Origin of the sequence: Gorillibacterium timonense (assembly GCF_001457415.1) — a bacterium.
In the GTDB taxonomy this organism is placed as follows: domain Bacteria; phylum Bacillota; class Bacilli; order Paenibacillales; family NBRC-103111; genus Gorillibacterium; species Gorillibacterium timonense.
Genome location: NZ_LN881724.1, coordinates 1,138,244 through 1,153,768 on the forward strand (window position 1 = coordinate 1,138,244; position 15,525 = coordinate 1,153,768).

The 15,525-nt window shown below is 55.7% G+C and carries 13 protein-coding genes; 7 read left to right on the plus strand and 6 right to left on the minus strand.

The window, feature by feature from the left end:
- Positions 1–13: 13 nt before the first annotated feature.
- A complete protein-coding gene (locus tag BN2684_RS17805) occupies positions 14–1,240 on the plus strand; it encodes a M14 family metallopeptidase (RefSeq protein ID WP_058303472.1) in 1,227 nt (408 codons plus the stop codon).
- A 15-nt stretch (positions 1,241–1,255) separates the two neighbouring features.
- Here BN2684_RS17805 and ytvI read toward each other — a convergent pair whose 3' ends face one another.
- Complete coding sequence (gene ytvI / locus BN2684_RS17810; protein WP_058303473.1) at positions 1,256–2,362, minus strand: sporulation integral membrane protein YtvI; 1,107 nt, start codon at positions 2,360–2,362, stop codon at positions 1,256–1,258.
- Positions 2,363–2,597: 235 nt separating this feature from the next.
- Here ytvI and nfsA point away from each other — a divergent pair, with 235 nt between their 5' ends.
- The 5 genes from nfsA (at position 2,598) to BN2684_RS17835 (ending at position 6,252) form a co-directional block, all read left to right on the plus strand.
- Positions 2,598–3,434 carry an oxygen-insensitive NADPH nitroreductase gene (gene nfsA / locus BN2684_RS17815; protein WP_082652054.1) on the plus strand — a complete coding sequence of 279 codons (837 nt, stop codon included), beginning with the start codon at positions 2,598–2,600 and terminating at the stop codon, positions 3,432–3,434.
- Positions 3,431–3,733: a HesB/IscA family protein gene (locus BN2684_RS17820; protein WP_058303474.1), complete on the plus strand. Its 303-nt coding sequence runs from the start codon at positions 3,431–3,433 to the stop codon at positions 3,731–3,733. The genes nfsA and BN2684_RS17820 overlap by 4 nt, the downstream gene beginning before the upstream one ends.
- Complete coding sequence (locus BN2684_RS17825) at positions 3,733–3,960, plus strand: DUF1450 domain-containing protein (RefSeq protein ID WP_058303475.1); 228 nt, start codon at positions 3,733–3,735, stop codon at positions 3,958–3,960. Before BN2684_RS17820 ends, BN2684_RS17825 begins: the two co-directional genes overlap by 1 nt.
- A gap of 112 nt (positions 3,961–4,072) precedes the next feature.
- Positions 4,073–4,924, plus strand: a complete 852-nt coding sequence (locus BN2684_RS17830; RefSeq protein ID WP_058303476.1) for an FTR1 family protein — start codon at positions 4,073–4,075, stop codon at positions 4,922–4,924.
- A gap of 56 nt (positions 4,925–4,980) precedes the next feature.
- Positions 4,981–6,252 carry an MDR family MFS transporter gene (locus tag BN2684_RS17835; RefSeq protein ID WP_392389034.1) on the plus strand — a complete coding sequence of 424 codons (1,272 nt, stop codon included), beginning with the start codon at positions 4,981–4,983 and terminating at the stop codon, positions 6,250–6,252.
- Between the two features lie 80 nt (positions 6,253–6,332).
- On the opposite strand, the gene BN2684_RS17840 is transcribed toward BN2684_RS17835, so the two are convergent.
- The 3 genes from BN2684_RS17840 to BN2684_RS17850 form a co-directional block, all read right to left on the minus strand.
- A complete protein-coding gene (locus tag BN2684_RS17840; RefSeq protein ID WP_058303477.1) occupies positions 6,333–8,489 on the minus strand; it encodes a DNA topoisomerase III in 2,157 nt (718 codons plus the stop codon).
- A 108-nt stretch (positions 8,490–8,597) separates the two neighbouring features.
- Positions 8,598–9,830, minus strand: coding sequence for a DUF116 domain-containing protein (locus BN2684_RS17845; protein WP_058303478.1), 1,233 nt, complete (start codon positions 9,828–9,830; stop codon positions 8,598–8,600).
- Positions 9,831–9,897: 67 nt separating this feature from the next.
- Positions 9,898–11,043: a THUMP domain-containing class I SAM-dependent RNA methyltransferase gene (locus BN2684_RS17850; RefSeq protein ID WP_058303479.1), complete on the minus strand. Its 1,146-nt coding sequence runs from the start codon at positions 11,041–11,043 to the stop codon at positions 9,898–9,900.
- A 174-nt stretch (positions 11,044–11,217) separates the two neighbouring features.
- On the opposite strand from BN2684_RS17850, the gene BN2684_RS17855 reads away from it, so the two are divergent.
- The gene (locus BN2684_RS17855) at positions 11,218–11,853 is read left to right on the plus strand and encodes an O-methyltransferase (RefSeq protein ID WP_058303480.1); all 636 of its coding nucleotides are present in this window, start codon (positions 11,218–11,220) and stop codon (positions 11,851–11,853) included.
- 139 nt (positions 11,854–11,992) lie between these two features.
- Here BN2684_RS17855 and BN2684_RS17860 read toward each other — a convergent pair whose 3' ends face one another.
- Together BN2684_RS17860 and BN2684_RS17865 are read right to left on the minus strand one after the other, a co-directional pair.
- Positions 11,993–14,005, minus strand: a complete 2,013-nt coding sequence (locus BN2684_RS17860) for a methyl-accepting chemotaxis protein (RefSeq protein ID WP_058303481.1) — start codon at positions 14,003–14,005, stop codon at positions 11,993–11,995.
- Between the two features lie 125 nt (positions 14,006–14,130).
- Positions 14,131–15,345 (minus strand): MFS transporter, encoded by a 1,215-nt coding sequence (locus tag BN2684_RS17865; RefSeq protein WP_058303482.1) that lies wholly within the window; start codon positions 15,343–15,345, stop codon positions 14,131–14,133.
- Between the last annotated feature and the right edge of the window lie 180 nt (positions 15,346–15,525).

Here is a 15,525-nt window from a genome sequence, read left to right on the forward strand (position 1 = left end):
GGAGGCGTTTCGGATGGCATACGAATATACGGTCGTAAAAGGAGATACGCTGTTTCGGATTGCGCGGCGGACCGGCATCACTGTCGGCGAACTGGCCGGGGCAAACCCGCAAATCCAGGGATCGATTCTGTACCCGGGGCAGGTTTTGACCGTTCCGGACCCCATTCCAAGACATTATGTCGTGCAGCGGGGCGATACCTTCTATGAGATAGCAAGAAGGTTTAATATCGCACTCGATGATCTTCTGCGTGCTAACCCAGGGGTTGACCCGGCTCGAATGGCGATCGGAACCCGGCTGATTCTTCCGCCAAGCCGGGGCATGTCCATCGTCGGTCCGGCTTTCCCGTATGGATACCCGGAGCTTCTGGAGGATTTGCAACTGCTTCAAATCCGATACCCTTTCCTAGAGTACATCGACATCGGGGAGAGCGTCCTCGGCAAGCCGATTCCCGCCTTCAAGGTTGGAGACGGGCCGGTTCAAGTCCATGTAAATGCCGCTATCCATGCCAATGAGTGGATAACGGCAGCCGTGGTCATGAAGATTGCAGAGGACTTGAGCGAAGCTTACCGAAACGGCGTTCCGCTGCAAGGGCGAGATGTGAGAGCCTTGCTTTCGAAGGTTACCTTATGGATTGCGCCGATGTTGAATCCCGATGGGGTCGAGCTGGTTCAGGAGGGGTTGTCCGCCGGCCATCCGTATTACCGCCAGCTCCTGGAATGGAACGGCGGGTCGTATGACTTTTCCGGCTGGAAGGCGAATATTCGCGGTGTCGATCTGAATGACCAGTTCCCAGCGGGGTGGGAGATCGAGCGAAACCGGCGTGCGGTTGCCGGTCCCGGCCCGCGAGACTGGACGGGAACTGCTCCGCTCACAGAACCGGAAGCCATTGCAGTCGCGGATTTTACCCGAAACAACGATTTCCGCCTGGTGTTGGCACTGCATACGCAGGGACAAGAAATCTACTATACCTATCGAGGATTGGAACCGCCCGTTTCCGCAGAGATTGCAGCGAATTTCGCCCGCGTGAGCGGATATACGCCCGTAGCGAACATCGAGAGCGATGCGGGCTACAAAGATTGGTTCATTCAGGAATATCGGCTTCCCGGCTTTACAATCGAATCGGGCAAAGGAACGAATCCGCTTCCGACGGACCAGTTTCCCGCGATCAAGAGGGAAGTGACTGGCATCCTGCTGGAAGCTCTTGCCGCAGCACCCGATGTGGAGCCTGCCGGGGAGTAGAAGGTCTATGCTAGGTTAGCGGGTCCAAGGAGGAGATTCGTATTCGTCCTCGGGCAATCGAATCCATCGCTGCAGGTAGCCCTGCTCGTACAAAGCCTTCAACGTGATGATGAGAACCGGAGAGAGAATGAGGCCGGCCACTCCGAACAGCGACAGGGAGACGATCATGAACGCCAGCATGGTGAACGCCGATACACCGAGGGTATCGCCGGTAATCTTCGGCTCGAGAATTTGTCGGACAAGAAGAACGACAGCGAGCAGAACGGTCAGCCAGATGGCTAATGAGGTTTGGCCTACCAAGAACAAATAGACGATCCAGGGAATGAACACCGTGGAGACGCCAAGCAGTGGCAGCAGATCGAAAACGGCAGCGAGCAAGGAGATGGACAAGGCGTTATCAACCCTTAGCAGCAGAAGGGCGATGAAGATGACGACAAACGTGACCGTAATCAGCTTGAGCTGGGCTTTCAGATAACCGGCAATCCCGGCGAGGACATTCACCCGTAAGAATGTGAAGGCCGTTTTGAAGGTTTTCGGTGTCTTCTCGCCTGCAAGCCTCTTCCAAACATCGATCTCGATGCTGAGGAAGTAAGCCAGAATGATGGCGACGACAAAATTGACCATAAAGGACGAGAAGGAGGTCAGCCAAGCGATCAATACCGTGAAAAAGGAAGTGGTCCAGTCCGAGAGTCGGGCGAGAGCAGTTCCGCTGTATTCCTGAATCTTGGCGAGCACATCGGGGGGGACGATGTCCTCCAGCTGATGCTGCCATGTGCTGGATTGTCCCTCGACAAGCGACTGAACTTGACTGGCGTAGAGGGTCACCTTGGTGGAGATGTTGTGGAATTGCAAGGTGATCACGGCTCCAAGCCCAAATAGAATACCCAACAGGATGAGGACGAAGAGCAGCGTGGAGATCGCAGAGGCGAGCGACTTCTTCATGCCAAGCTTATGGAGCCGTTTTGCCAAGGGCTCGATGATCGCGAAGATGACGAGAGAGAGGAAGATCGGCGTAGCAATTTTGTAAAGAAAACTGAACAAGAGCATGAACAGATAAACGGTGAGCGCGATCAGAGCGATATCGAAAACCGTCTTGTAATATTTTCGGTAAAAGGACATCATGGAGCGAAAGATCACCTCTTGGGTTAATAGTGGCATGAATGATGGATTTCGAAGAGAATCTATCGATATTGTACCGCATGGAGAAGAGTTGTGTCACGGAGTAGCTGGTTCATATCCATCCGATTTGGACTGACAGCGTACTGAGCTATAATAGAGATACCGGACCCGCTTCATTTGCCCGGAACTATCTGTTAATGCGGCTTGGCCGTGTTCATACAAACAAGGAGGAAATCGGATGACAGCAGCTGATCAAGAGACGCTCCGAGTGCTGATGGGCCACCGCTCCATTCGCCAGTTCAAGGCGGACCCGATTGGAGAAGAGGAACTGGAGACCATCGTTCGAGCCGCCCAGATGGCTTCGACTTCCAGCGGGGTACAAGCATTCAGCGTCATTGTAGTGAAGAATAAAGAGAGAAAACACAAGCTTGCCGAGCTAAGCGGCAATCAAGCGTATGTGGAGGAATGTCCACTCTTTCTCGTGTGGTGTGCGGACATGCACCGGCTGGAGATAGCCGGTCAGATGAGCGGAGGAGAAGCGGTGCGCGCTGCGCGCAACACGGAGCAGTTCCTCATCGCGACGGTCGATACCGCGCTGGCAGCTCAGAACGCGGCCATCGCGGCGGAATCCATGGGACTTGGCGTGGTGTACATCGGCGGGATTCGCAACCACATTGAAGAGGTTAGCGGAATGCTCAGTCTCCCGGAGCTGGTCTATCCCGTCTTTGGGATGTGCGTGGGTTATCCCGCTCAAGACCCGCTGCCAAGACCGCGCCTGCCGCTCTCAACCGTCCTTCACCAGGAGCGCTACGAGGAATCGGGACAAGAAGAGGGCATTGCCGAATATGATCGGATCTACCGGGAGTACATGAGCGCACGCTCAGGCGGCCGGATGAACGGATCTTGGTCGGAAGCGATGGCGGCGAAGATCCCGGTCCCGGCTCGAACACATCTCAAGCGTATTTGGAGCAGCAAGGCTTTCGCTTTGAATGAGCAGAGACGGAATCGGTTGCTTCGAACTAAGCTTTCTTTTACAATAGAAACAAATTGCAGCAGCAAGGAGAGAACGCGATGAACGCGAAAATTACCCGCAATGCGGCCAAAATCATTCAACAAGAGCTCGACAAGGAAGAAAACAAGGAATTGAAGCTCCGGATCATGGTCACTCACAAGCATGGCGACCATGCCCACTACGCCATGGATTTGGACAAGCCCGGCGAGCATGATGATGTCGTCGAAACCGATAAAGGCATCACTCTGATCTTGGATCGACGCGAACCGCTTCTGGACGGTGTCAAAGTCGATTATCTCTATTTTCCGCAAGAAGGCTTCGTGGTGACCAACCCGAGTAAAGGCAATCACGGAGATCATTAATGGGGAAGAAGAACCAGTTCCACATCTGTCCCAAATGCAAGAGCATCAAGCACAAAAAGCTAGCTTCAGAGTTGAAGGAGCTGGACCCGGATGCCAAGGTCAAGATCGGATGCATGTCTTATTGCGAGCCCTGCAAACGATCGGCACTTCTCTGCGTGAACGGGCGCTATGTGACCGCCCCGACTCAGGAGGAACTGCTGGAGAAGGCAAAACCATTTCTAAAGTAAATCGAAGGGCGCCTCACGGGCGCTCTTCTCTGTGAACAGAGATAACCTGCGGACTCGCTTCGATACAAGGTAGGGTCTTTATCGGATAAACCTGTCAATCGGGAGGCGGAGCATGAGCAAGCTCGAATATCCGATCTGGAGTTTTGCGATCGTGCTTGGCGCGGTCGTTCTTCCTCCCGGCTTGTCGGGAATGGATTTGGCCCTGCTCCTCTTCCGGGGAAGCTTCGCCGCATGCCTAACCCTTCTTGCGCTTATCCGGTCTGAAGCAGCATCCGGACGTCCGGAGAGTGTAAGTCAGGCTCGGCGGGGAGCCGGTTTCGGAATCGCTGGAATCGTGATTGTCGCGGGGCTTCTAGCATACTGGATACAGCCGCTTCGCGATGCATGGGGGACCGGATGGCTTCCCATCGTCTCGGCTAGCTTGATGCTGTCGTTTGGAATGAAGCTGCACAGCAGCGATTCCACGGCCGCCTGGCGCCAAAGGGTGAGCTTCGCTGCGGCGAATTCAGCGGAACGCTCCGCTGAAAGGATGAACCGCCAGTCGTTGATCCCATTCCTAGCTGCCGGCATCGTTCTACGCGATGGGCTTGAATCTGTGCTGTACATTCCGGCCCTTCTCTTGTACAGTAAACCTATTCATCTCGAGATCGGCTTGATCAGCGGAGCGGCGCTTGTCGCCGTTTCGGCGCGGATCTTTCCGCGGCTACCCGGACGGCGACCGTTCAGGCGCTTGTCCTGTCTGATGCCTGCTCTCACTTTGTTTCTCGGCATCCGACTGATGGGGGAAGGCGTCATCTTCCTCCAAAGGGAAGGGCTGATGGATGCGACTCCACTCGGCGGATGGTTGTTTCCGACGACTTGGGAATGGCTGGCCACCCAGCTATTACTCCTATTAGCTGCTGGAGGAGCCGCCTTTCGCTTTCGCAAGCGCAGCAATGAGTTTATCCGACAGATTAATTTATAAACGACAGGCTTTCGTATCGAAAAGCGATTCGCCGTGAAGGAGCTTTTTTTGTGAATGTGAAATCGATCACCTCCAGTTTGCGTTCAAGTCCTGCCCGGGCTCAAGCGTATCTCCGCGATTTTCATCCGGTTGTCCATACGCTTGTCTTGGGAACCGTGCTGGCGCGGGCGGCCTCCAGCATGAGCATACCCTTTCTGGCCATTTATTTGGCCCGTTACAGCGATGCAGGGATAGTAGCGAACAGCCTGATCATAGGAGCCTCTTCACTAGCCGGAACGGTAGGCGGGTTTATCGGGGGAACCATTTCCGATCGAATCGGGCGCAAGACAGTCATGTTATCGGCTTTATTTTGCTGGAGTCTCGTATTCGTCGGATTTGGACTTGCCCGGGAGCCGCTCGCTTTCGTTCTTCTGAACCTGCTGAACGGTCTCTGCCGTTCGTTTTACGAGCCTGTCTCGCAAGCGCTCATGGCGGATCTAACTCCAAAGGAGAAGCGCTTCAAGGTCTTTTCCATGCGGTACTTTGCCATTAATGTCGGGGTAGCGGTCGGCCCGCTCGCCGGAGCTTATTTCAGCACGCGGAACGCTTCACTGGCTTTTATCCTCACAGGGGTTATCTATTTCCTCTACGCAGTCGTTCTACAGTTCCTGCTGGCCCATTTCGGCATCCGCCGCATCGAGGGCGATACGAAGAAGGAAGCGACGTTCCGGCGCGCCGTCGGCGTCATTCGACGGGATGTGAAGTTCCGATATTTCCTGGTGGGAGCCATGATCGGCTCGATCAGCTACTCCCAGATGAATGTCACGCTATCGCAATATCTTGACCACAGCTTCACAAACGGCATCGGGCTGTTCGGAACGCTAATCAGCTTAAACGCGATAACGGTTATCCTCTTCCAGCTTCCGCTCACTTCGTTAAGCAGCAAAAAGACGCCGATTACGTCCATAGCCATGGGAAATGTCATGTTTGCGCTCGGGAATCTCGGGTATGCCTTCTCGCATCATGAAGTGGCTTTCATGGCTTCCATGGTCGTGTTCACCTTGGGCGAAATTCTCTGCTTCCCGGCAGGCAATCTGCTGATCGACGGAATCGCTCCAGAAGGGATGAGAGGCACCTACTTCGGAGCACAATCCCTGCAAAACATCGGACAATTCCTTGGCCCGCTGCTCGGAGGAATCTTGCTGGAGCAAGCGAACGGGACGATTCTCTTCTCGATCATGGCGGTCTTGACCTTAAGCGGAACCTGGTTCTATGTGCAAGGCGACCGATTAAAGCCGGCAGTTGCCTTATCCGCATCCGGGGCAAGGAGCCCCAGCTCGAGTACGTAAATGATCAGATGATCAAGACAAAGAAGGACCCGACGAGCCGGTGAAGGCTTCGAACGGGTCCTTCTCTTTGGTTATGCGAATCAGTCTTTTTTCTCCATCGCAGCCTTCAAGGCTTCTGCAAGAGAGTTGCCTACCGGCTGCTTCTCGGAATATTGGTTTAGAAGAGCACGGTTTTCCCTGGCCCCCTTGCGGACTCCGCCGTTTTCGCCATCCAATACCTCCACCAAGTTGCATGGGCGGCATTGAGCAAACTTACCGGCCTTGCCGGTTCGAATCTCCATGCGTTTGCCGCATTGCGGGCAGCGCTTGTTCGACAGATTCGGTTCGGCTGAGCGCCGGTAGCCGCATTCTCGGCTGGAGCAGACGAGGCTTTTGCCGCGCTTCGTCTTGATCTCCTGCAAGCGTTCCCCGCATTCCGGGCAGCGGCTTGCCGTCAGGTTGTGCGGTTTGTACTCGGCGCTGCTGCGCTTCACGTCCGCGACCATCCGCTCGGTCTGCTCTCGGATTTGCCGCATGAACCGCGAGGCATCGCCGCGGCCCTTGGCGATATCCTCCAGCTCCTTCTCCCACTTGGCGGTCAGCTCTGGCGTTCTCAGCTCGGGAGCGGCGAGCTCCATCAGCTGCTGGCCTTTGCCTGTCGGCACCAGTCGTGGGCCAAGCCGCTCGATGGTATCCGTTCCGACGAGCTTCTCAATAAGATCGGCACGGGTGGCCGGAGTTCCGAGCCCGTTCTTTTCCATGGCTCCGAGCAGAGCTGCTTCGGTATAGCGGGCAGGGGGCTGGGTGAATCCCTTCTCGAGAACACCGCGCTTCACAGGAAGTCTGTCGCCTTTCTTCACATCGGGCAGCGGCTGTTTGCGAGAGAAGGCATTCCGCTCTGCTTCCTCCTCATCGCTCTGCTCGTCTTCATCGGATTCCGTTATTCCCGTGTTCTCATAAACCGCTCTCCATCCGGACTCCCTCATCATTCTCCCGACGGCATGAAGCTTTTCACCGCCTGCCTCCAAGACGAGCGTGGTTTCTTCGAAGCGGCTGGGGGGATAGAACAGCGATAGGAAACGTCGAACGATGAGGTCGTAGAGCTTGCGTTCCTCTGCGGATAAGGCTCCGAGATTGACATATTCGTCGGTCGGAATGATGGCATGATGATCGCTGACCTTGCTATCGTCCACAATGCGCTTCGTAATCGGCAGCGGCTTCATGAGCAGTGGGCGAGCGAGAGGAGCATAAGGGCCGACTGCTACTCGTTCCAGCCGCCCCTTTAAGGTTGGGACCATATCCTGCGTTAAATAGCGAGAATCTGTACGCGGATAAGTGACGAGCTTGTGCTGCTCGTAGAGGCGCTGCAGCACGGTGGAAGTTTGTTTGGCGCTAAAGCCGTACCGTTTGTTGGCATCCCGCTGAAGCTCGGTCAAATCGTAGGCAAGCGGCTGAGGAACGCTCTTCTCCTGCTTCGCCACGGTTACGACCTGAGCCTGCTTTCCTCCGATGGCTGCGGCGATGCGCTCAGCTGAAGCTTGCTCATAGATGCGGCCGTCGCCGCTTCCCGGATGCCGCCAATAGGCTTTGAACGTGCCGATATCGCCTGCAACGGTCCAATATTCCTTCGGCTGAAAGCTCTTGATCTCCTGTTCGCGACGAACCAGCAGCCCGAGGGTAGGGGTTTGCACCCGTCCCGCCGCCAATTGAGCTTGATGCTTGGTCGTCAGTGCGCGGGTGATGTTGAGCCCGATCAGCCAGTCGGCCTCCGCCCGGCAGACAGCGGATCGATATAACCGGTCGTAATCCCGTCCCGGCTTCAGGGCGGCAAAGCCGTCCCGAATGGCGCGATCGGTTTGGGAGGAGATCCAGAGCCGCTTGAACGGCTTCTTCCAGTGAATCAGCTCCATGATCCAGCGGGCGACTAATTCACCCTCGCGGCCAGCATCGGTTGCGATGACCAAGTCCGACAGATCCGAACGCCTGCCGAGCTCCTGGATCGCCCGGAATTGATGACCGGTTTCGCGGATTACTTTGAGTTTTAAGCTATCAGGAAGAATAGGGAGAGTATCCAGCTCCCAGGTCTTCCATTTGGTATCGTAATCTTCCGGTTCCGATAGGGTAACGAGATGGCCGAGCGCCCAGGTCACGACATAGCGAGGTCCTTCATAGGAGTGCTTCTGTTTCTGAGTTGCGCCAAGCACCCGGGCGATTTCCTTCGCCACGCTCGGCTTCTCGGCGAGTACTAGTGTTTTCATTGCAAACTCCTTCTGATTCGGGAGGATAGGGTCATGATGATATTCGAAATCAATTGATCCAATGAAGATCGTCTCAATAGGATGCAAGCCTTGCAGGCCGTTATAGAATTACGGGTCCGGGTTCGTTGCCAGCACTTCGCAAAAGCGGTGCAGGTTGAGATCCGTTGGGATTCCGCTCGGATGCCAATGCTCGCGACAGCCGCAGGAATCGAGCAGCACGCATTGAGAAGGGATTCCGGCCGCCTTCAGCTTTAAGCCTCCGTCGATCAAGGTTGCCGCGCAGGCCACCCCGATCACGCCGGTACGCTCTGCTCTCAGATCGGCAAGCGCCGACGGTTTGAAGATGTCGGATTGGTGAGGCATGATGCGGACGCGGAAGCCTTCCTTCTTGCCGAGCGCGGTCAATTGCTTGATGGGGCATTGAGGATCGCATCCGCTGCAGACAAACCCGTACTCATCCGCCTTGGCGCGGCAGTCGTTTCCACGGCGAGCCAAGCAGCGGGGAACGAGTGTCAGCTTGCAGGCGGAAGCATTATAGTCGGGCCGGTAAGCCCTGCTTAGCAGCTCGGCTCCGGTCATCTGCAGGTGATAGACGGATCGCGGCTTCGTCCGCAGAAGGCGGTCTTCTCGGTGCTGGGAAGCGTGAAGCTCCCTTGTGCGAAAAGCTTCCACGCCCTCGGTAAATTCTCCGAGAGCCTCCAAGCTTCTTGCGGAGAACCAATCGCCTAATTCCTCGAGCTCACGGAAGGCATGTTCCATTGCGGAGAAAGCTTGGATCTGCTCCTTCCCCAAGGCTTGTAACCCGTTCTGTAGGAACCTAGCGGCATGCACCGCTTCCTGGTCATATTCGCCGGAGGCTCGCAGCCATTCCGTAAACCGCCTCCAGCTAACCGGGGTCGGTACAGGAGGCAGGGCATCGGGCTTTTTCAGCTTGCCCGGCTTGGACGTTGAGCTAGCGGCTGCGGCTTTGCTCGGAGTAGGGAGCATCGATTCCGCTGTCTGCGCACACAGAGGGTCAAGAAGACGCCGCGGCAGTATACCCGCACGGAGCAGCCGGAATAGCCCTCTGCGAGCAAGCTTGACGGACCTGCGAATGCGCTGAGCTTCCCGACCGTATTCCCGCCACAGGACACTCAGCGCCAAGAGCTCGTAAAGCTCTTGCGGGTATTCGGAAGCCTCCGCCGATTCTGTGCCCGCTTTCTCTTTAGTATAGAATGCGAGCAACCGGCTGTTCTGTTCTCGAATATGCTTCGCGGTCTCTTCAGCCAAGCGGGCAGTCGCCCCGTAGAACTCGTTTGAATTTTCTCGCCCCAACCGGAGCGAATAGGGCATGAGAGTCATTACGTGATTCCTCCAACAACTCTTGATACTCTATTCTACTAGAGAAACGCTCTTGGGTTTCATCGAATTAATCGCGCGGACCGTATAACGGACTTTTTCCGAAAAATTGATAGTAGGCGCATTCGATACGGCCGTTGTACAGCTTACGCTTCTTGTTCGCTGGCCGTCCGATATAGTGCTCCATCTGCTTGCTGGGCGTCAAGACGAAGATCGACCATGAGTCTAGATGAAGCGTAACAGATCCGAGATCCCGCAGGGCAGCCGTCGCTTCATCCTTATCTCCAAGGCGTTCTCCATACGGAGGATTGGTGATCAGACAGCCGGAATCACCCTCGGGACGGGCTTTCGCCACAGGGAGAACGGAAAACTTCAATTCTCTGGCTAGACCGGCGCTCTTAGCGGCCGCTTGAGCCACCTCAATGGCTTTTGGATCGATATCGGAGCCGGCAATCTGCAGCGGGAAGTCATCCTTCACGGCATCGAAAGCTTCTTCCCGCGCCTGCTCCCAGAGATCCTCGGAAATGATCGGCCAATGCTCGGCTGAGAAATGCCGCCTGAGTCCTGGAGCGATATTCCAGCCGATCATCGCCGCTTCGACGGGAATGGTGCCCGATCCGCAGAAGGGATCATATAGCGGTCGCTCCGGACGCCAACGGCTAAGCAGAATGAGAGCGGCGGCCATCGTCTCCTTGAGCGGCGCTTCTGTGATCAGCTTACGGTAGCCCCGTTTGTGCAGGCTCGCTCCGGTCGTATCCAAGGTGAGAAGAGCGATATCGTTCATCAAAGCAACTTCGATCACATAACGGGCGCCGTTCTCCGGGAACCATTCCCGCTTGTAGCTCTGCTTCATTTTCTCCACGATAGCCTTTTTGACAATGCCTTGGCAGGCCGGGACGCTGGATAGCTGGGATTTGTGCGAACGGCCCTCTACCGGAAATTCTCCCGATTCGGGAATCCAATCCGGCCAAGGGAGAGCCTTCGTGCCTTCAAACAGTTCATCGAAGGTGCGGGCTTTGAACTCGCCCATCTTGACGAGCACGCGATCGGCGGTGCGCAGCCACAGGTTGGCCCGGCAGATCGCCAGCTCGTCTCCTTTAAAAGTAATCCGCCCGTTCTCGACCTGCATGTCTTCGTATCCGAGTTCTTTGATTTCACGTGCAACGATGGCTTCCAGCCCCATCGGGCAGGTCGCGATCAATTGAATGCTAGCCATGGTACAACTCCGTTTCTATATCATTCGTGAAGCAGAGGTCCGGTCCGGATTGTTTCGCCGGGCGCAAACCCCTACAATAGATTAAGTATAGGGAAATGGCCGCTGAATGACAAATGGGGATTCCAGAATGCGGGAATCGAATTCGGCGGCGCAAGGAAAGGATGACGACTCACCATGGATAGCGATAATGGCGTCTGGTATGCGGAATCTCTCTATCCGCCGGACGAGCAGCTGCAGAGGGTATTGAATTCGATAAGAGAGAGTGGAATGCCGGAGATTTCGGTATCTCCCGGGTACGGACGGCTGCTCACACTTCTTGTCCAAATGACGGGAGCACGTTCCGTACTTGAAATCGGAGCGCTCGGCGGGTATAGCGGCATTTGTCTCGCGAGAGGACTAACGGGAGAGGGAAGGCTGCTCTCCCTTGAGTTAAGAGAGGATTATGCGGGGCTTGCACGGGAAAATCTGCAACAGGCGGGCTTCGCAGATCGCGCGGAAGTGCGCGTAGGAGACGCTTTGAAGAGCCTGGATTCGCTCTTGGAGGCGGGTGAACGCTTTGATTTCTTCTTCATCGATGCGGACAAGGTCCACGCTCCAGAGTATTTGGAGAGGGCGCTCCTGTTGGCGAAGCCCGGAACGATCATCGTCGGAGACAATGCGTTCTATCACGGCAAGGCCTACAATCCAGAGAACAACGGGCCGGGCGCGATCGGCATCCGCCGCTTTAACGAGAGGATGGCATCGGATCCCCGTCTGGAGAGCACGCTCCTGCCCGCCTATGATGGAATGACAATCGCGCGCGTCAAGTAGTAAGCGACTTGTGTGTTCAGAACCACCGATTGCCAGAGACATGCGCAATCGGGAGCGAATGGAAAGGGAGACGCCTCCATCCCCACCTAGCGGGATTGGAGGCGTCTTCTTCTGTTCGCTATTGGTAGACCGATCTCGCTTATTCGATCGCCTGAGCTGGCTGCATGGCGGCGGATGTCACGGCGGGAGCAGCGTCGGTGGTAGAATCGGCTTCGGCGGCTGGGCCAATCTCCTGGACCTTAAAGCGCGATATCACGCTCTGCAGGTTATGCGACAATTGGGCAAGCTCCTGCGAATTCGCGGCAATCTCCTCCATGTCGGCAAGCTGAGCAGCAGAAATCTCAAGAAGTTGATGGTTCTCTGCGACGGAAGCAACAGACGTTTTTGCCAGACGGGTCATGGAATGAACGATTTCCCCGGAGCTTGCGGCAAGCTGTTCCACGGCGGCCGATACATCCTGTACCTGACCGGATACCCCGCTGATCGATTCGCTGATTTTGCGGAACGCGGAGCCCGCTTGACTTAACTGCTCCGATCCGGTCTGGACCTCAAGGGTGCTCGCCCTCATGGATTTCAGAGCGCTGTCGGTATCAGAGCGGATGCCTTGTACCACTTGAATGACATGGCTAGCCGATTCGCCCGACTGCAGCGCGAGCTTCTTGACTTCCTGAGCGACGACGGTGAAGCCTTTCCCATGCTCGCCTGCCCGCGCCGCTTCGATCGAAGCATTCAAGGCGAGCAGATTGGTTTGAGCGGCGATTTCGGTGATGGTTCCGACGAATTGCTCGATCTGAGAAGAACGGACGGCAAGACCATCCAACACAGTGGACAGGTTATGTATGGAATGGCCGATCGCTTCCATCTGCCGGATGGCCGTATGGATGACGACATTGCCGGATTCCGCAAGCTCCGAGGAATCCATTGATGCATTCGTCACTTCCTGTACATGATCGGCGATTTGCGAGATGCCGATGGACATCTCCTGAATGGTCAGCTCGTTGTTTCGGAGCTCTTTGACCTGACCTTCAGCTGACTCGGCAAAATGACGCAAGGACTCGCTGATCTGTCCGGTCGCTTTGCGGCTGTTCTCGGAGGTTGTCAGCATCTCTTCACCCGACTCGGCGACAAGAGAAGCGGATTCGCGGATGTGCTTGACCATTTCAGCCAGATTGCCCAGCATCCGGTTGAAGTGGACGGACAGATCGCCGATCTCATCATTCGTGTTAATGGTCAGCCGCTTCGTGAGGTCGGCGTCTCCTTCAGCAATGTCCTTCAACTGTGCGGTCACCTGCTGGACTGGCTTTGCGATCCGCGAAGCCAGCACAAACGCAGTGATCGCGCCGAGCAGAATGGCGACGGCTGTGATGCCGAAGCTGATTCGCATCACCCAAGCGTCGTACATCGCAGAAGTTTGTTCACTGTCGCTGACGTCCTGCAAGAGCTTCATGCGGTAGTTGATGAGCGAGTTCAGCGAGGCATCGAGAGGATTGCTGCCGAAGGATTCGGCTGCCTTGTCCTTGTCACCTGCTTCATAAAGAGAAAACGCGGATTCATTGGCCTTCACGTAAGCCGCCCACCCGGTTTGAAAGGTCGTGAGCGCCTGCGTCGCCGCTTCATCGTCCTTGTCGGCAAGCATCGTCTTGACCTGCTCATCCACCTGCTGGGTGGCGAATTGATAGCGGGAGACCGGATCGTTTCCTTGCGGCTCCCCAGCCGCTCCTTCATCGTCTCCTTGAGGGACGGCGGGCGGAGCATCGCCGTTCGTTTTATCGGTGGAATTGTTGCCGTTGGGTGCGCCTGAAGAGTTTCCGGCTGAGGCACCTTCAGCGGTAGAGGGGGTTAAAGCTCCGGATGATTTATCATCCGCGGTGCTGGTCCCCGAAGGCTGTCCGGCTGCCGCTTCTCCGGCGGGAGCGCCTGTGAAGGCGGAGCTGTCCGCATCGAGAAGGTAGCGCGATGCTTGAGCATCGGTTGAGCGGGCGAGGTAGTTGAGCTTTTCAATGTTCGTCAGCGCATCCTTCTTGAGCATCGTCTCTTTGTTCAGGGCGGATGATTTCACCTGCAGATAAGTGCTGCCTGTAATGGCCAAGATGAACATCAGCATAATGAGGGCAATACCGGTTAGCAATTTGGTACGAATGGATCGGGTCATAAGCAAGCCTCCAAGTCGAGTATGATCGTCTTGAACCAGCATACTTCCTTATACCTAATCCCAGATGAAGAGAAGCTTAAAGGAATATGAAATTCGAACCGGGCCAATCCGCCTGGTTGGCTTCGTCAGGAAGCTTCTGATTGACGCGCTGGGCGGCGGTTGATCGATCTTCTCACCCAATACGCGTTCAGGAGGAGAAGGGCGGCTGAGACAAGGAAGACACCCTCGATACCGAAAAAGGGTGACAGCAGGCCGCCGGTGATGGGGCCGAGAACGTTGCCGAGGGCGATGGTGCTCGTATTGAGGCTGTAGGAGCGGCTTTCCATCCCGTCCGGAGTGAATTTGCGAATCAGGGAATACACCGAAGGCAGCAAGCCGCCCATGAATACTCCTTGTAAAAAGCGCATCGCAAACAGCTGCCAGACGGAGTTGACGAACGCTTGGGGAATAAAGGACATGGCTACTCCGAGCAGACAGATGTTGAGAACCCGTTCCGATCCGAAGCGGTCACCGAGCTTGCCGAGCACCGGCGAAACCATCATATTGGAAATCCCGTTGGCAGAATTCACCAGACCAGCGAAAAAGGCAAGGTTAGCGACATTCGGTCCGTGCAGCTCCTGGACGAACAACGGCAGCAGTTGAGAGGGGCCGAGCAGAGCGAATTGAAACAGGAAAGAAACGGTGAACAAAGCGGGGAGTTCTCTCACATGAGACAGCTCTCGAACGCTTTCTCGCAAGGTGGTCTTAGGCGCGGCGAGCGCCGCCTTCCGGTCGAAGCTTTCGTGGACGAGGAACGTGACGAGCAGGGAAGCCATCAGCAGCATTCCACCGGTCAGGAAAAAGATGCTGCGGAATCCGATGGAGTCAGCCAAGAGTCCGCCGATCAGTGGACCGAGGATGGTTCCGGCCACTCCGCCTGACTGGAGAATGCCCATCGCAAAGCCGACCTTGTTCTTGGGGGTATTGGCAGAGAGAAGGGTCACCGAGGCTGGATTGAAGCCGGATATGGTGCCGTTCAGAAGGCGCAGCGCCAAGAGCATCCAGGCGCTACCGGCAAAGCCCATGAGCGTCATGACGACAGCCATCCCATAGCCGGAGCGCATCAGCATCATTTTGCGGCCATACCGGTCGGCGAGTCCTCCCCATAAGGGTTGAAAGAGGAAGGAGGTAACAAAATTGGCGGAAAAAATGAGTCCAGACCAGATCGCCACCTGATGCGGATTATGCATGCCCATCTCCTGAAGATAGAGGGGGAGAAAGGGAGTGATCATTGTGGTTCCCGCCATAACAAAAAACTGGCCGATCCATAGGACCACCAGGTTGATCTTCCATCGTTCCATCGTTGTCGGCGCCCCTTTGTAGGTGTAGTTCGTGTAGTGGTCGCCATGCGGCCAATCCATCCAGAAGATTGCGGATCATGGTGCATGGTTTTACTTTACCTCAATCGGATGGGATTTTCCACAAAGCGGACTTTTTCCGGAATTTCTTTGTTATAATAGACGAGTCTATTTTCTTGTATT

Coding starts and splice junctions, on each gene's coding strand:
- BN2684_RS17865 (WP_058303482.1), bottom strand. CDS start 15,345: ATGGAACGATGGAAGATCAACCTGGTGGTCCTATGGATCGGCCAGTTT.
- BN2684_RS17820 (WP_058303474.1), top strand. CDS start 3,431: ATGAACGCGAAAATTACCCGCAATGCGGCCAAAATCATTCAACAAGAG.
- BN2684_RS17840 (WP_058303477.1), bottom strand. CDS start 8,489: ATGAAAACACTAGTACTCGCCGAGAAGCCGAGCGTGGCGAAGGAAATC.
- nfsA (WP_082652054.1), top strand. CDS start 2,598: ATGACAGCAGCTGATCAAGAGACGCTCCGAGTGCTGATGGGCCACCGC.
- BN2684_RS17850 (WP_058303479.1), bottom strand. CDS start 11,043: ATGGCTAGCATTCAATTGATCGCGACCTGCCCGATGGGGCTGGAAGCC.
- BN2684_RS17805 (WP_058303472.1), top strand. CDS start 14: ATGGCATACGAATATACGGTCGTAAAAGGAGATACGCTGTTTCGGATT.
- BN2684_RS17860 (WP_058303481.1), bottom strand. CDS start 14,005: ATGACCCGATCCATTCGTACCAAATTGCTAACCGGTATTGCCCTCATT.
- ytvI (WP_058303473.1), bottom strand. CDS start 2,362: ATGATGTCCTTTTACCGAAAATATTACAAGACGGTTTTCGATATCGCT.
- BN2684_RS17855 (WP_058303480.1), top strand. CDS start 11,218: ATGGATAGCGATAATGGCGTCTGGTATGCGGAATCTCTCTATCCGCCG.
- BN2684_RS17845 (WP_058303478.1), bottom strand. CDS start 9,830: ATGACTCTCATGCCCTATTCGCTCCGGTTGGGGCGAGAAAATTCAAAC.
- BN2684_RS17825 (WP_058303475.1), top strand. CDS start 3,733: ATGGGGAAGAAGAACCAGTTCCACATCTGTCCCAAATGCAAGAGCATC.
- BN2684_RS17830 (WP_058303476.1), top strand. CDS start 4,073: ATGAGCAAGCTCGAATATCCGATCTGGAGTTTTGCGATCGTGCTTGGC.